This window comes from Streptomyces sp. NPDC045955, assembly GCF_056430805.1.
In genome coordinates this window covers 22,045-37,720 of record NZ_JBWKKY010000033.1, presented here as the reverse complement: position 1 = coordinate 37,720, position 15,676 = coordinate 22,045, and the positions used below count along the sequence as shown (strand labels likewise).

Annotated in this window: 12 protein-coding genes and 3 pseudogenes; 6 read left to right on the top strand and 9 right to left on the bottom strand. The window is 68.9% G+C overall.

Features of this window, described 5'->3' with window-relative positions; all coding sequences use genetic code 11:
• The first annotated feature begins 589 nt into the window (after window positions 1–589).
• Window positions 590–811, top strand: coding sequence for a hypothetical protein (locus AC07F0_RS38030; protein WP_478984723.1), 222 nt, complete (start codon window positions 590–592; stop codon window positions 809–811).
• 309 nt (window positions 812–1,120) lie between these two features.
• Here AC07F0_RS38030 and AC07F0_RS38025 read toward each other — a convergent pair whose 3' ends face one another.
• Together AC07F0_RS38025 and AC07F0_RS38020 are read right to left on the bottom strand one after the other, a co-directional pair.
• Window positions 1,121–1,933, bottom strand: a complete 813-nt coding sequence (locus AC07F0_RS38025; RefSeq protein ID WP_478984721.1) for a competence protein CoiA family protein — start codon at window positions 1,931–1,933, stop codon at window positions 1,121–1,123.
• 234 nt (window positions 1,934–2,167) lie between these two features.
• Window positions 2,168–2,503: pseudogene (locus AC07F0_RS38020) on the bottom strand (DDE-type integrase/transposase/recombinase); the annotation flags it as partial.
• Between the two features lie 847 nt (window positions 2,504–3,350).
• Between AC07F0_RS38020 and AC07F0_RS38015 the strand changes: the two are divergent.
• Together AC07F0_RS38015 and AC07F0_RS38010 are read left to right on the top strand one after the other, a co-directional pair.
• Window positions 3,351–3,653 carry a hypothetical protein gene (locus AC07F0_RS38015; RefSeq protein ID WP_478984719.1) on the top strand — a complete coding sequence of 101 codons (303 nt, stop codon included), beginning with the start codon at window positions 3,351–3,353 and terminating at the stop codon, window positions 3,651–3,653.
• A 74-nt stretch (window positions 3,654–3,727) separates the two neighbouring features.
• A pseudogene (locus AC07F0_RS38010) lies at window positions 3,728–4,109 on the top strand (helix-turn-helix domain-containing protein); the annotation flags it as partial.
• Between the two features lie 323 nt (window positions 4,110–4,432).
• Here the strand turns inward: AC07F0_RS38010 and AC07F0_RS38005 are convergent.
• The 7 genes from AC07F0_RS38005 to AC07F0_RS37975 all read right to left on the bottom strand — a co-directional run bounded on the left by AC07F0_RS38005 (window position 4,433) and on the right by AC07F0_RS37975 (window position 11,106).
• Entirely contained in the window at window positions 4,433–5,413 is a 981-nt protein-coding gene (locus tag AC07F0_RS38005) for an IS481 family transposase (RefSeq protein ID WP_478984718.1), read from the bottom strand.
• Between the two features lie 60 nt (window positions 5,414–5,473).
• Window positions 5,474–5,704 carry a hypothetical protein gene (locus AC07F0_RS38000; protein ID WP_478984716.1) on the bottom strand — a complete coding sequence of 77 codons (231 nt, stop codon included), beginning with the start codon at window positions 5,702–5,704 and terminating at the stop codon, window positions 5,474–5,476.
• A gap of 67 nt (window positions 5,705–5,771) precedes the next feature.
• Complete coding sequence (locus AC07F0_RS37995) at window positions 5,772–7,454, bottom strand: IclR family transcriptional regulator domain-containing protein (protein ID WP_478984714.1); 1,683 nt, start codon at window positions 7,452–7,454, stop codon at window positions 5,772–5,774.
• Window positions 7,455–7,590: 136 nt separating this feature from the next.
• A complete protein-coding gene (locus AC07F0_RS37990; RefSeq protein WP_478984777.1) occupies window positions 7,591–8,424 on the bottom strand; it encodes an ABC transporter ATP-binding protein in 834 nt (277 codons plus the stop codon).
• A 35-nt stretch (window positions 8,425–8,459) separates the two neighbouring features.
• Entirely contained in the window at window positions 8,460–9,257 is a 798-nt protein-coding gene (locus AC07F0_RS37985; protein WP_478984712.1) for an ABC transporter permease, read from the bottom strand.
• Window positions 9,258–9,262: 5 nt separating this feature from the next.
• Window positions 9,263–10,033, bottom strand: coding sequence for an ABC transporter permease (locus AC07F0_RS37980; RefSeq protein ID WP_478984776.1), 771 nt, complete (start codon window positions 10,031–10,033; stop codon window positions 9,263–9,265).
• Between the two features lie 98 nt (window positions 10,034–10,131).
• On the bottom strand, window positions 10,132–11,106 hold the full coding sequence (locus tag AC07F0_RS37975) for an ABC transporter substrate-binding protein (RefSeq protein WP_478984709.1): 975 nt from the start codon (window positions 11,104–11,106) through the stop codon (window positions 10,132–10,134).
• A gap of 334 nt (window positions 11,107–11,440) precedes the next feature.
• On the opposite strand from AC07F0_RS37975, the gene AC07F0_RS37970 reads away from it, so the two are divergent.
• The 3 genes and pseudogenes from AC07F0_RS37970 (at window position 11,441) to AC07F0_RS37960 (ending at window position 15,499) form a co-directional block, all read left to right on the top strand.
• The gene (locus tag AC07F0_RS37970) at window positions 11,441–12,550 is read left to right on the top strand and encodes an alpha/beta hydrolase fold domain-containing protein (RefSeq protein ID WP_478984707.1); all 1,110 of its coding nucleotides are present in this window, start codon (window positions 11,441–11,443) and stop codon (window positions 12,548–12,550) included.
• 1,638 nt (window positions 12,551–14,188) lie between these two features.
• Window positions 14,189–14,539 (top strand): annotated as a pseudogene (locus AC07F0_RS37965) (helix-turn-helix domain-containing protein); the annotation flags it as partial.
• Between the two features lie 66 nt (window positions 14,540–14,605).
• Window positions 14,606–15,499 (top strand): DNA sulfur modification protein DndB, encoded by an 894-nt coding sequence (locus AC07F0_RS37960; RefSeq protein ID WP_478984774.1) that lies wholly within the window; start codon window positions 14,606–14,608, stop codon window positions 15,497–15,499.
• The last annotated feature ends 177 nt before the right edge of the window (window positions 15,500–15,676 follow it).

The window sequence follows — 15,676 nt, the reverse complement described above, 5'->3', positions numbered from 1 at the left end:
TGCGGCCCGGCGGGGTCCGGACGCGGATGGTCCGAGACTTGGCGGCGGGTGAGAGACAGGGCCCAGACGCGGAAGTCAGCGCCGTCGCCCTCGAAGGCGAACACCTCGTGGGCGGACAGCTGCCACACCGCCGAGGCCGCGTCAGAGGCTGCCTGGTCGTCGTCGATCCGGGCGAGCTTTGAACCTTTTGCGCCGTTGCGCACCGCAGCGCGGCAGAAGCGCAGACAGCCCGTCCCGGCCGGGCCCGACACCGCACCGCATGCGGCTGCCGGCAGCCGTAGCCCAGGTCATGCGGGCTGCGCGGGTCAGGCAGGCGACGGGGGGGTGCACCTGCCTGACCCTGCGTGACAAGCACCCGCTCACGGGGGGAAAGCGGGCCTCATGGAGCCGCCCTCGCGGCCCACCTGCTACAGCGCACCGGACGCCGCAGATGTCACACCCGAACCAAGGGGACGGTGCCCGCTTCAGCAGGCGTATCCGCGCCGGGGGGGCGTGAGTGCCTCGTGGAGCAGGTCCACGCCCGCCTCCTGCCGAGGGCGAGCAAGCTTCGCGCCGCCCCGACTTGCCCGGTGCCCCAGCACTCCCCCGCGTGGACGGCGACGATGTTGCTGCGGTCCAGGCCGCGCTCGATCAGCCACTCGGGCGCTGGCGGGCGCCGTGCTTCGCCGACGAGCCGCTCAGCCTCGCGGGCCTCCTCGTCGGCGATCCACCTGCGGGTGCGGGCCAGGTCGCGCTCCTGCACGCGCTCCAGGAAACGGAGCAGCGCGAGTCGCGACGACTCTCGATCGTTCATGTGTTGGAGCAGGAATGAACCACGAGGAGGCCGCGCTCAAGCTCGGCGTCGACCCAGGCTCCCTCACCCCCGCCCCACTCGACCCCCGGTTCGCCCAGACCTGGGCGCGGATGCAGCGCGAGCCGCCCTGCTCCACCTGCGGCCGGCCGTCCCGCACCAGCGGCGTGGTCCACGGCCCGACCCACGGGACCCGAACTCGGCGGCGTACGCCTCCTCGACGGCTTGCGCGCTGCATGCCCGGGCGCGGTGGGGCGGGGCGGTTCACGGGCGGCGTCGCCGTGACGAGGATGATCCTCGGCTCCTGCACCGCAGTGGGGGCGCCGTACGTCATGCGGGTGTCGGCGGCGTGGTCTGCGTCGATGCGGCGTACTCGTCGGCTGCCCTAACGTCCTCGGGGGCGGTCCAGCCGTCGTAGCGGGTGCCCAGGGCTGTGGTGAGGGTTCGGGGGACGAGGCGACCGTCCAGAACGTCAGCAACGAACTGGGGGACCTCCCGTTCCTCGCCGTGGTCCCAGCCGGCGTGAAAGGGCCCGTGCCAGAACGGGCTCGGGTCGCAGACCTCCGAGCAGGTCACGACGCTGAACCGGCTCACGAGCGGGTGCAGACGGCTCCACGGCCCCTCCGGCCCGGCGGGACGGTACAGGCGGGCGGCGGGAACCTGAGAGAGCCAGCGCGCGGCAGAGTGCGTGAACCAGACCACGCCGACGTCGTCGTCCTTGTAGCGGCGGGTGCGCTCGAGGACGTCGTCGACGGCCGCGGAGGACAGCTGTGCCTCCAGCGCGGTCAGCCCGCCCCCGGGAGCGGTGACGAGGACGTCGGCCCGCCAGCCGCCGTGGTCGGCGATCACCTCCAGCTGGGCCTGGTGACCGGCCTGACGTACGGCGGCGGCCAGAGCTCGCTTCAGGCTCCGGTGCTCCTCCGTCTCGCCGGCGGCCGCGCAGTTGGTGCTGCGGCGGTCGTGCGCGAAGAACCGCCCGCCGCGGCCAGAGACTTTCGCGTGCATCGGCAGCCCGCAGTCGGTGCAGGTCAGCCCCGGGCGCGGCCGCACCCGGTACACCGCCTCCCATGCCATGCCGGCACCGAGACCTTCGAGGGTCGCATCCAGCGTCCCGTGCCCGTACAGGCGGGCGGTCAGTGGCATCAACACCCTCCCCTCGCTGATCGGCCGACAGCCATCCTCTAGTCTGCCCGCCTATCAGCCGCGAAGTTGGCCCGTCCGCACGTGAGTTGCGGGGCGGGCCCGGCACCCGTCGGCGCGTGTCCAGCGGCACGCCGGCGTCGGCGCGGAGCTGGGCGTAGGGTGTGTCACGTCGTTGACGACTTGGGTTTCTGGCCGTGTGTTGGGATGTGGTGGAGACCGGTTCGGGGTCTGTGCTCAGGCCGTCGTGGGCTGACCGGTGATGCCGGTGATTTGCTCCCAGACGGTGAAAACGGAGGGTCATCTCGGCCCGGTAGTGGGGGCGGCCATCAAGTGGCGGCGAGGTCGGGAGTGGGGTGAAATCCCGCTGAACGCGTACAGGAGCAGCTGGGCTGCGCCAACGCCACGGAAGCCCTTCATCGCCCGTTCGCGCTGCCTCGTTGGCTGGTGGCTGTTCTCCGCCCGGTTGTTCAGGTACTTCGACTGGCGGTGCTCGACGGAGGGCACGACGTCGCGGTGGGCCGCGCCGTAGGAGCGGAGATTGTCGGTGATGATCACCCGCGGCACCGCACCTGTGCAGCCTGCCGCCCATCTCGTCGACGCCTGCAAAGGCGCAGGCGCCGCACCGCTGCACAGCTGGTGGCATTCCATGGGGTGATCCGCGGCCGCCTGGCTCCGGTCCCAGCCGACGCCCCGATTGCCTCAATCCACAACTCCGCATGCCCTACGGAGGCGTTCGGTAGTGGCGACCGGGCTGACTCCACGCCATGAAGCCCCAGCGCGTTCGTGCCGAAGCGGGTTTCGATCGATCCGATCTGGTGACCTTCCGCGTGGCTGAGTTGCTGGGGCCATGGTCGGCCCCTGCACGCTCTTCGCTACCATCCCTGCGCATGACAATGCGGGGGTGGCGACTGGGTGTCGTGGGGGTGCTGGCGGCGCTCTGTGTCTCCGGTCCAGGACAGCCGGAGGTCATCCGTACGGCGTCGGACCTCGGCCCCCTGCCGGCCGACCGCTACGACTACACGCCGCAGGACTACCAGCGATCGCAGCGAGCATCAGCGCTGCTGGTCCGGCAGTGCATGGCAGAGCACGGCCACCCGGACTTCCCGCTCGACCCCCGCTACCCCACCGATCCCATCGTCGCCACCGCGGTCAGCACCGACTACGGCGCCCTGGATCTCGCCGCCGCCCGCCGCTGGGGCTACGGCTGGGACCCGGCAAAGTCGCGGGCTCTGAGACCGAAGGGCCGCCGGATGACCAACGCCGAGTATGCGGACTTCCCCACCTGCAACGCGGAGGCGAGCCGGCGGCTGATGCACGGCATCGACGTCAAGCGGGACTGGCTCTACGCAAGTACACGGGCGATCGAGATCGACAAGGCCGTCAAGGGCGACCCGCGCCTCCGTGCGGCGTGGGATGAGTGGTCCCGCTGTGTAGCAGAACAAGGATCACGCGCTATCCCGACCCCGTCGCGGCATACACGGACACCGCCTGGCAGCGGGGCAGCGACGGCAACACCCGGCATACGCCGCGGGAGCGGGACACCGCCGCTGCGGACGTCACCTGCAAGCGCCGCCACCATACGGCCGAGCTCTGGCACGCTGTCCGGGCGCGGAAACAGGCCGCGGACATCTCCAGGCACGATGACCGCTACGCCGCCGGACTGCAGGCGCTGCAGACATACCGGGCCACCATCGCCGAGGTGCTGCGGAAACTCGGCTAGTGCTCTGACCGCATAGGTTCGCCGGGGTGGCGGTTGGATGTGCGGTGACGTCCGATCCGACCGCTGGAGGCGCGGTGGCCGAGCCTGTCCGTGTGCGCAGACTGACTGACCAGGAAGGGCAGCGGCTGGAGCAGATCGTGCGCCGGGGCAGCACCAATTCGGTGCACTACCGGCGCGCGATGATGTTGTTGGCCTCGGCCGGCGGGAACCGGGTGCCGGTGATCGCCCAGCTGGTGCAGGCTGACGAGGACACCGTGCGCGATGTGATCCACCGGTTCAATGAGATCGGCCTGGCCTGCCTGGACCCTCGGAGGGCGGGAGGCCGTCCCCGCGCGCTCAGTCGTGACGACGAGGATTTCGTCGTCACGACGGCCACCACCCGCCCCACCAAGCTCGGCCAGCCTCCGCTGGTCGCTGCGCAAACTCGTCGCCTACCGGCGGAAAGTCCACGGCCGAAACTCCTCCAACTTGCCACTGCGTAAGGGGGCTTCTCATCAACCCGCGGGGGCGGGCTGGGGTCGCGGAAGGTGCCGTCGCGAAAACATCTTCGAAGAACACGTCCGCTCGTCGTCACGCGCAGAGGAGGACTGGGTCTGGTGCTCCCCAGGTCGTCCGGCACGGACTGTGTCGCCCCTAGACATCAGTTGTGTCCATCAACCGGGGATCGACAAGCCAGTGCACACCCACTGGCGGCTGAAGACCTGTTCAGCTACAAGGTAGGCTAGGGCGATCACGAACTGGCCGGGCAGCTCGCTGTCGCATGATGGCCATGGTTCCTGCTACTCCCCATCGAGGCTTTCACCAGGCAAGTGTAGACCTGGAGCGTTGTTCACACGGCTGATCGGTGGGTGGCCGCCGAGTGCGGTGTGGCAGCGGTGGTGGTTGTAGGTGTGGAGGAAGTCTGCCAGTGCGTCGGTGCGTTCGGTGTTGCTGGTGTAGGGCCGTAGGTAGGCCCATTCGTCGAGCAGGGTGCGGTTGAAGCGTTCGACCTTGCCGTTGGTCTGCGGCCGGTAGGCGCGGGTGAGCTTGCCGGTCGCGCCGATGTCGGCCAGGGCTTGCCGCCAGGCGAAGCTCTTGCGGTAGGGCCAGGCGTTGTCGGTCAGGACCCGTTCGATGCGGTCGATGCCGCAGGTGGCGAAGAAGGCCGCGGCCCGGCGGAGGAAGTCTGCACAGGTGGCGGCCTTCTCGTCCGGGTGGATCTCGCTGTAGGCGAGGCGGCTGTGGTCGTCGACGGCGGAGTGGACGTAGTCGAAGCCCACGCTGTTGCGCCGGGCGCGGCCGGCCTGGCGGCCCAGGACCTTGTGACCGCCGCCGTCGGGGATGCGGCCGAGTTTCTTGACGTCGACGTGGATCAGTTCACCGGGCCGGTCGCGTTCGTAGCGGCGGATGACCTCTCCGGTGGGCCGGTCGAGGAAGGCCAGACGGTTCAGGCCATGGCGGACCAGGACGCGGTGCACGGTCGATGCGGGCAGACCGAGGATCGGGCCGAGGCGTGCGGGCCCGAGTTTGCGGTTCTGGCGCAGCCGGCAGACGCGGGCTTCGGTCGTGGCAGTGGTTCGGTGCGGTGTCGTGCGCGGGTGGCTGGAGCGGTCGAAGAGCCCGCTGTCGCCCTCGGATCGCCAGCGTCGGATCCACTTGTGGGCGGTGGGACGGGAGATGCCCATCTCTGCGGCGACGTGCGCGACGGGACGGCCGGAACGGACGCGGTCGATGAGCAGTCGCCTGCCGTGAACGGTCAGCCGGGCATTATGGTGGGACATGAAGGCCTCCGTGCGGTGAAGATTCGACACCTCCACCACACACGGAGGCCTTCGCCATGATCAAGCCCGGCCAGCGTTAACAACGCTCGTGATCAATACAACTAGGTCGCGAGTGCGGGCGAGCAGGGCGGCCAGTTGCGGCTTGGTGGCGAACAGGACGTCGTCGGGGACACCGGTGAGCAGGGGTCGTTCCTCGTCAGCGGCCACTCGACGCCGAGGTATGCGGAGGACGGCCTCGCTGATGATGGCGTCGTCGGCGTCGGCGCCTTCCGGGTGGATGCGGCGGACCAAGGCCTACTCCTGCTCGTCCAGGACGGCGTCGCCGCCCAGAGGGTCAGCTCGTCACTGCCCCGGTCTCTCAAGCAATCGGCACGCGAACGAACCGACCAGTGACGTGCAGGTCGTCCTCCAGACGAGCAGCTGTGGCGCGCAGTTCGGGCACGATGTTCATCACGCACTCCGCAACCGAGCGGCGACTGCTGTGCATGTGCACGTTGATCGCCGCGATGACGCCGCCGTCACGGTCGCGGATCGGGACGGAGATTGAACGGAGCCCTTCTTCGAGTTCTTCGTCCACCAAGGCGTACCCGTTCTCCCGGACTCGTTCGAGAATCGCCTCGAGGTCGGTGGGCCGGGTGACGGTGCGGGTGGTCAGCGCCTCCATGCGCACGTGAGTCAGCCGGGCGGAGCGCTCCTCGGCTGACAGGCTCGCCAAGAGGATTCGGCCTGCGGAGGTGGCGTAGGCGGGCGCGCGGGTGCCCTCAGCGATATCGACGTCCATGATGCGGCCCGCGGCCACCGAGACCGCGCACTGCACATGGTCGCCGGCCAGGACGGCCAGGGACGTGGAGTCCTGCACCGACCGGGTGAGGGAGGCGAGATGGGGGCGCGCGATGCGGGTGAGTTTCGTCCTGGACAGCGGTGGATAGCCCAGGGCCAGTACCCGTGAAGTGAGCCGGAAGACCCGGTCGTCGACCGTCACATGGCCGAGATGCCGGAGGGTTATCAGGGCGCGGCGAGCTGTGGCCCGGGGCAGGCCGGTGCGTTCGGCGACCTCGGAGAGCGTCAGCTCCGCGCGGCCCTCGCCGAAGGCGGTGACCACGGTCAGGCCACGGGCCAGCGATGTGATGAACTCCCCTCCCAGTTCCTGTTTGGACGTACTTGTCCAGGCGGCAAGACCGGACGGGCCACTTGGCGGTTCGGGCGGCGGGGCGGCAGCCAGTTCCCGTTCCATGGCAGCCACCGCGGTGCGGAGTCTGGGCAGTAGCGAGTCGCGCAACGAGTCCGCGCTGTGCCTGCTGATGTGGCTCACGGCACTTGCCGCACAGGCAATCCGGCCGTCCGGCGCGCGTACCGGAACGGATACCGCCACAAGGCCCGGCTCGATCAGTTGATCGTCCAGGGCCCAACCGTCCAGTCGCGCCCTTTCCACTCTCTGTTCGAAGTCCCCACCCGCAGCGCTGTGCGAGCGCGGGGGGATGGCCGGGAAGCCGAGGTCCTCGGGGTCGGCGAGCCGCCGCTCTCGCCACCGCGCCCAGTCCTGCGCGCGCCATTCGGTTGCCAACAGCGGGCCAGGAGCGGTGCGTTCGGCGGGCAGGAGATCGCCGATGCGGAAGCTCAGCGACAGGACACGCCGACGGATCGCCTGGTGGATGAAGCGGATGCCGTCACCGTCCGCCACCGCGAGGGACACCGACTCGTCGAGCGCGTCGGCGAGGTTGTCGGCCTGCTGGCTCAGCAGGTCGGGGAGGCGCAGTGCTGCCAGGTAGGCGTTGCCCAGCTCCATGAGGCGGGGAGCCAGAACGGCGTTGTTGCCGTCCAGGCGAACGTACCCCATGCGGGCGAGTGTTCCGGTGACCCGGTCGATGGTGGAGCGGGCCAGGCCGGTGGTCCGTCCCAGATCGCTGAGCGCGGCCGCTCCTCCGGCGTCCGTGAGTCCGCGCAGCACAGCGATACCGCGCATGAGAGGGGCGACGGCCTCCTCCGGTGGTGCGGGCATCGCTGTGGGGTCGGCTGACGACACTGCGTCGATCGATCTCATGGGCTCCCCGCGGCGGCTGTCTCGTCGTTGCGGCCCATGATGCCTGGTGAGTGTGGAGTGCCGACACAGAGCGGGTGCGGCCCCGTGTGCGGCGGGGGCGGGACCTCACCGCACCCGTTCGGGGCCGACCGGTGTGTCATGACTCCGTGTTCTGCAGGGCGAGGTCGCCACTGCGGTCGGCCGTGGCCGGTTCCGCGTCGCCGTTGTGGTGCTTGGCGCGCTGGATCTGCTCGTACACGTGCGCACGCAGTTCGGCGAAGCGCGTGCTGGAGCGGGTGTGCAACTGGTCGCGCTCGTCGGGGAGGTCGATGGTCAGATCCTCCTGCACCACGGTCGGTGAGGTGGACAGGATGATGGTGCGCTGGCCGAGGTAGACGGCTTCGTCGATGTCGTGGGTGACGAACAGGACGGTGACGCCCAGTTCGTGCCACAACTTCCGAATGAGGTCCTCCAGTTCGGCGCGGGTCTGCGCGTCGACGGCGGCGAAGGGCTCGTCCATGAGCAGCACCTTCGGTTCGAAGGCGACGGCGCGGGCGATGGCTACGCGCTGCTGCATTCCTCCGGAGAGCTGCCAGGGGTAGGCCTCGTGGGCGTCGGCGAGCCCGACCACCTCCAGGGCGTGGTCCACCAGCTCCTTCTCCCGGGCCTTGCCGAGCTTCTTGCGGCGCAGCGGCAGGGCGACGTTGTCGCGGACGTTCATCCAGGCGAACAGGGAGCGGCCGTACTCCTGGAAGACCACCGCCATGCCGGGCGGGGGCCCGGTGACCGGACTGCCGTCCAGGCGTACCTCGCCGGCGGTGGGGTCGAGCAGTCCCGCCATGCACTTCAGCAGGGTGGTCTTGCCGCATCCCGAGGGGCCGACGAGGCAGACGAGTTCACCGGCACCGATGTGGAAAGTCAGGTTCCGCAGGGCTTCGACGTTGCGGTGCCGGCCGGTGTAGATCTTCTGCAGGTTGCGTACGTCGAGCATCGACGTCTCCTTGTCGGGTTGCATCGGGCACGGTGTCAGGGGTTGCGCTGCGCGCGGCGCAGGCCGTGGTACCAGGCCAGGACCCGGTTCTCGGCGAATCGGAACAGCAGGGACAGGACGAATCCGAGCAGGCCGAGCAGCAGCACTCCGCTCCACATCTCGGGGATGGCGAAAGAGCGCTGGAACTGGACGATGGTGAAGCCGAGTCCGTTGCTGGCTGCGAACATCTCGCTGATGACCATGAGGATGATCGCGATGGACAGCGCCTGCCGCATGCCGGTGACGATCTGCGGGCTGGCCGACCGCAGCACCAGGTGCCGCAGGCGTGCGGTGCCGGTGATGCCGTAGGAGCGGCAGGTGTCGCCGAGCACTTCGTCGACGGCGCGGACGCCCTCGACGGTGTTGAGCAGGATCGGCCACATGCAGCCGCTGACGATGACGAGCACCTTCATGGTGTCGCCGATGCCCGCGAAGAGCACGATCACCGGCACCAGCACCGGCGGCGGGATGGCCCGGAAGAGTTCCAGGACGGGCTCCAGTACGTCGCGTACGACGCGGCTCATGCCGATTACCAGGCCGAGCCCCACTCCGACGACGACGGCGAGGAGATAGCCCGCGGTGAGCCGGATCAGGCTCGGTACCACGTCGGACAGCAGCCGCTCACCCGTCCAGACCTCACCGAACTTCTGCAGGATGGTGGAGAGCGGCGGGACGTAGAAGTCGGTGCTGCCGGCGGTGCCGAACCACCACACGGCGAACAGAACCGCGGGCAGGCCCAGCGCCAGCAGGGCCCGTCGGCCCACCGCGAGGATGGTTGTCGTCATCCCGGTCATCCGGCTCACCTCTCCCTTCGAACGGATTGGTGCCAGTGCAGCGCGCGTCGCTCGACGGCGCGCGCCATCAGGTTGATCGCGACGCCCAGCAGGCCGGTGACCAGGACCAGGGCGTAGACGCGAGGTACGGCGCCGGAGCTCTGCGCCACGGCGATCTGGTTGCCCAGCCCCGGCGCGCCGATGACGAGTTCCGCCGTGATGGCGAGCACGAGAGCCACGGTCGCGGCCAGCCTCACCCCCGTCATCACATACGGCAGCGCGGTGGGCCACATGACGTACCTCACCCGCCCCCGGGTGCCCAGCTGGTAACTGCGGGCGGTGTCGTCCGCGACCGGGTCGACGTCCTGCATGCCGGCCAGCACCTGGACGAGGACCTGCCAGAACGAGGCGTACACCACGAGCAGCAGCTTCGACCTCAGGTCGGTGCCGTAGAGCAGCACAGCGATCGGGATCAGGGCCACGGACGGGATCGGCCGCAGGAACTCGATGGTGGAGGAGGTGACCGCTCGCAGCACGGGCACGGAACCGATCACGATGCCGGTCACCACCCCCGCCACGACGGCGATGACCAGGCCCAGGCCCCACCCGGTCAGGGTGTCGCCCAACGCGGTCCAGAACGCGTCCTCGGCGAGCAGATGCCACAAGGCCTCGACCGTTACCGAAGCGGGCGGGAGGTAGTCGGCGGACACCAGAGGGGTGTGCGGCAGCACCTCAAGCAGTGCCACCAGCCCGGCCAGGCCGGCCAGTCCGCGCAGCGGGGTGACGGCTCCCTCCAGCGAGCGCCGGACCCGGCCGCCCCCCGGCCCGCCGGGACCCGTGTCGGTCCCGGCGGCAGCGAGCGTCTTCGTCAGCACAGGAGCGCTCCCGGACCTGGTCATGAGAACAGGGCGTCCAGGTCCGGCTTCTTGCCTCCGAAGATGCCGTCCTCCTCGCCGAGCGAGGCCAGCTTCTCCAGGGAGGCCATGTCGTACTGGGTCGGCCAGGTCGGCAGCGTCAGGTTCTTCAGCACCTCACCGTCGATCTTGGTGTAGGTGGTGAGTGTCTGGCGTGCCTCGTCGGGGTGTTCGGAGGCGTACTTCAGCGACTCGGTCATGGCCTCGGTGAACTTCTTCACCAGGTCGGGGTTCTCCTGGAGGAGCTTGGTGGAGGTGAAGTACGTCGCGATGGTGAGGTTCGGGTCGGTCTCGGCGAACGGCGAGGCGATGACGCGGGCGCCCTGGCCCTTGGCGATGGTCAGCGCGGGCTCGCCCATCCACGCGGCGTCCACCTGCCCGCCCTCCAAAGCGGCTGGCATCTGGTCGAAGGGCATCTCCACGAACTTGACCTTCGAGGGGTCGCCGCCGTCCTTGCGCACCACCTCGCGGACCGTGGTGTCCCCGATGTTCTGGAGGGTGTTCACCGCCACCTTCTTGCCGACCAGGTCCTTGGCGGACTTGATCGAGCTGTCCTTCTTGACGGCGACCCCGCTGATGTCCTTGCTGGTGTCGCCGGTGGAGGCGGTCCCGTTCACCACGGACTTGATCGGCACACCCTTGGTCTGGGCGATCATCAGCGAGGTGACGTTGCTGAAGCCGAACTGGAACTGATCACTGACCACGCCGGGGACGATGGCCGCGCCACCCTGGGCGAGCTCCATCTTCAGGTCGATGCCGCGCTTGCTGAAGAACCCCTGCTTCTGCCCCAGGTACAGCGGGGCCACATCGACGATCGGGATGATCCCGACGGTGACCTGCGTGGTCTTGCCGCCGCCCGACGGCGAACTGCCGGTCGAAGACGACGAGGATCCACATCCGGCCGCTGCCGCGACCGTCACCACAGCTACGGCAAGACCGAGAACACGCCTTCGCATAAGGCCCCTCTTGGAGTACGTGCGCACTGCGCACAATGGTTCGTTTCCCGAACAGGCAAGCGGGACGCTAGGCCTCCACCGCGATGCGGTCAATAGGTGATGCGAGGCCAGCCTCCGGAGACCCACCCGGCCGCACGGCACCGACTGAACCGACTCGCCCCACGGCATTGACAGCAGCCCACTACGACCCCAAACTCACAGCTGCCTCAAAGAGTGAATAACACTTCACCACGCGAACGGATGCTGTCCGGGGAGTCCTCCGCGCCTTCAGGGCACGCGGCAACCTCTCTTCCACGGGGCGTCCTCTCCCGCATCGTTCGAGGAGCGAGTGAGCATGCTGCTTCGATTGCGACAAGGCACATCACCGCACACCCGCCGCACGCGATCATGGCGGTCGCACGCGTCATGGCGCGTCCCTTCGCTGCTGGCCGCGGCAACAGCCGTTCTGTTCGCCGCCACCTCTGCCGGGGCCGCCGCCCCCACTGCCGACGCCCGGGCACAAGCGGTGGAGGTCACGAAGGACCTCGCCTACGCGCCCGCCGAACCGCCCGGCACCCAGGGCCACTTGCTGGACCTCTACGTGCCGCAGTCGCAGCAGCCGGTGCCCCTGGTGATCTTCTCCAGCGGCTCCGGCTGGATGGCGGACAGCGGACGCCAGGGCGCGGACGAGGCCGCCGCACAGCTCAACCCACACGGATTCGCGGTCGCCGGCGTAGCGATCCGGTCCAGCTCCCAGGCACAGTTCCCGGCTCAGCTGTACGACATCAAGAGCGCCATCCGCTGGCTGCGCGCCAACGCGACGACCTACAACCTCGATCCGCACCGCATCGCCATCATGGGCGACTCCTCCGGCGGTTGGACCACGGCGATGGCCGCCGTCACCGGGGGCATCCCCCACCTGGAGGGCGACGTCGGCGTACGCGGACCGTCCAGCGCCGTCCAGGCTGCCATACCGTTCTACCCGCCGACCGACTTCCTCCAGATGGACGCGCACATGCCGGACAACTGCAGGACGTTCAACGGGGTGTTCGGGCTCACCGACTGCCACAGCGACGCTCGCTCACCCGAGTCGTTGCTGCTCGGCTGCCCGATCAAGGACTGCCCCGGCAAGGTCGCGGCAGCCAGCCCCCTCACCTACATCGGCGGCCGGTCCACCCCGCCCTTCCTGATCTTCCACGGCGAGCAGGACCCGTTCGTGCCGTACCACCAGAGCCGCCTGCTCTTCGAGAAGCTGGCCACCGCAGGGGGCGAGGCACGCCTGGTTTCCTTCCCGCACGCCGGACATGGACCGTTGCAGGACATGCTCGGCGACCAGGACACACGCCGGGACGCCTACGAGGAGACCGCCCGAGGCGGCCGGATCACACCGGCACTTCCCGTAACCCCCTCCTGGCAAACGGTCGTCTCCTTCCTGGAGCAGCGGCTCCAGCCGACACCGCAGTAAGCCGGCCCGGACGTACATGCCCGACGTTGCCCCCGACCGCTCGACCCCCGACTGCGCCATGCAGATCGCAGGGCCTCGCGAACGGGCGCGTCCGGCACGTACGTCCGCCGCGCCTCGTCCGATCCAGCACTCGTCCGCGTGCAGGAGGTCGCAGACCCTTCGTCCGGGAACCGGTGACAGCGCAAGAGACCAACCAGGCGGTGGCTGGGCAATGCGCTCAGCCGGCTACGGGTACTTCGTCCTGGACAGGGGCGGCAGCTCCGTCGAGGACCGGGTTTTACTCCTTGGCGAAGGCTCTTCAGAGGGTCATCTCGGTGATCGCACCGCCGAGGTCACAGCAGACCAACAGGCCGAGGGCGACAGCGTTCTGGAACTGGTGCAGATCTTCTGAGGGTACCTCGTTGGGGTGATTCGCAGTGATTGGCCTGCCTCCCCAGCCCCACTGCGGTGCACACCTCCTTGCACCGCAACGGCTCCTCAGCTTCGGCGAACGCCACCAGGATCCGCCGGTAGGCCGGCGAGGTCGCCGTGGCGTCCCCGGACGCCTCCGCAGCGAGCATCACCGCCGCCAGATCCGTCCACGGCGCCACCGCCGCCTCCACGTCCCCCACCGGGGCCGCGGCCACCGGGCCGTCGAACAGCACCTCGTCCACGTCTCCCGCGTGATCCGAAGCCGCGATAGCTCCGCCTCCACCTGCGACAACTCCTCGGAAAGCCCGGTGATCTGCTCGCGCAGCCGATCGGCCCGGCCACGAGCTGCCACTTCCCTGGCCTCAAGCGCCTCGATCAACGACGGCACCACACCATCCACCCCGCAACGGTGCCCGCGCCCACGGCGGGCTCAACGCCGACGACGGTAGAAGCCAGCCCGGGCAGCCACACCGCAGAACCCTGCGAAATCACCCCAACCAGGCACCCCCACAAGATCTGCACCCTTCGGGGATCTGCCCGGCACGCGCTCGGGTGAGCAGCACTGCCGCCGGAATACCGAACTGCGCTCGCCTCTGCAAACTGGACCAGGCGCAGCGCAGGCGTTGCCGCACCGCTGCGAAGCCGGGCCCGGGGGCTGGCAGCGGATAGCGTCCACGCTGCATGTAGTGCTCGCAGGCTTCCACGTCGTGTGGTCAGGACGAGGTCGTGGAGGTGGAGGCGACGGCGTGTCGGGGCGTCTGTGACCTGGCCCGGGCGGGCGGCGCTTTGGAGAGAGGTCGTGGATTCCCACGAGAAGCGCACCACGCGCGATCCGCGTGCGTGCTGTGAGCATCTCAGTCTGTCTGCCGGGGCGCAGTCGCTGTTTGGACGCAGGTGCACTATCCGGGCACCAAGTGGCCAGTGATCTGCTCCGTTGCGGTGGGGCATGCGTTCGTCGGCGGTGGATCACCGGGACAGCTGTGCACCAAAGCTGCCTTCTGGCCTTGGGCACGCTCTCGCTGGGTGTCAGGATCTGACGAGTCGGCATCGCAACCGCCGTGTAGGTCACCTTACTTGTGGAATCTCCCACGTCAGGAGCAGCATCATGCACAAGAGACGATTTCGATCAGCGGCGTGCACGCCCAGTGCGCCATGCGCGCTTGAGCTCATGGGGCCGGGCGAGGTCGCGGTGGTCATCGTCATTCTCGTTCTGGCTTCGACCATGGCATGGGCGGGTTCTTCACCGCTGACCGTCGTGGAGTTGCTGTTCGGCTCCGGTGTGCTCGCGGTAGGCGCGTCTCGGCACTGTCGCCCGTGCGTTGCAGCGCCCCGACGGAGGTAGGTCTGGGCATGGGACGCCCTGAACGAAGGATCACCGCAGATGCTGAGCCGTCGTTGTATGCACTGGCCATGTGGCTGCGTGCTCAGCGTCATCGAGCTGGTCTGACCTATGAGGAGATGGCCGCGCTGACGCGTTACACGCACAGCACGCTCTCACGCGCGGCAAGCGGACGCCGTGTCCCTCGCATGGGGGTCGCTGAAGCCTACGCCCGAGCGTGCCGGTCGGATGTGGCCGAAGCCCGTCGGCTGTGGCGCCGGGCCCGACAGGCTGGGGCACGGGCCGGTGCAGGAGCCGTGCCCGGAGTGGCAATTCGACCCGAGTACGTGTCGGATTTCGCCGAGCTCCATACCGCGATGATCGGACTGCACCAGAGCACGGGCGTGCTGTCCTTACGGGAACTGGCGCAGAGGGCCGGCAGCCACGGCGAGCTGCCGCCCAGCACGCTCCACCGCATCATGCACCAGCAGGGTATTCCCTCCCGGCGGCACCTCGTGGCGTTCGTCAGGGCGTGCGGAGCCAGCGAGAGAGCCCTCCAAGAATGGACCGCCGCGTGGGATCGCGCCAGCGGACGCGACCACGGGTGGGCGACCGTGCCGTCCACCGCGGCAGTTCATCTCAGGCCGACGCCGCCCTCGCGTGCAGGAGCAGGCCAGGAGAGTCTGGTAATCCTGACGCGTCTGCTGGCCCGGCATGCGGCTCCGTTCCTCGGGGTCGTTGAGACGGAGCGAAGCGTTCTTCCGGCCGGTTCCCGGAAGCTGTTCACTCTGAGCGCGCTCTATTACGCCAACCAGACACTGCTGCACGGCATCACGGCCAAAGGCGCGCGCCGTCTGCAGCTCGCGGACGTGTACTGGGAGGCCGTGGACAGTGTGATCCCGCAGTGGGCGCTGGTCCGCAAGCGGATCGTCCCGGCTGGCGAGATACGCCGGGAGTACCTCGCCAGCTACGGCATCGCTCTTCGAGCCTTGGGGTCAGTGGGGAACGCCTTGCTCAACACATCACACGATGTCGAGGAGTGGGCACCGTTCCTGCACCGGCTGAGTGGTGTCGATTGGGCACGGACGAACCCGGACTGGGAAGGCAGGATGCTCATCGGCAGACGCGTGGCCAAGAGTTTGCACCATGTTGCTCTCACCGCCGACTACTTGCACGAGCGGGTAGGACTTCCTCGCAGCCGGCTGGGCGTTTCGGCGTAAGGGCCGTTGCGTTGCGCGGTTTCGGCGGTGAGGGCCGAAGTTGCTCACGGCATGGTGCCATCGCGCAGGGACCACGGCACCCATGTCTGACTGCGGCTGTGCGCATGCACCCCAGGTTTCCTTGCGCTGCATTGGCGTGATCGTGCCATGGGCAGGCCCTGTGCACGGACACTCCAG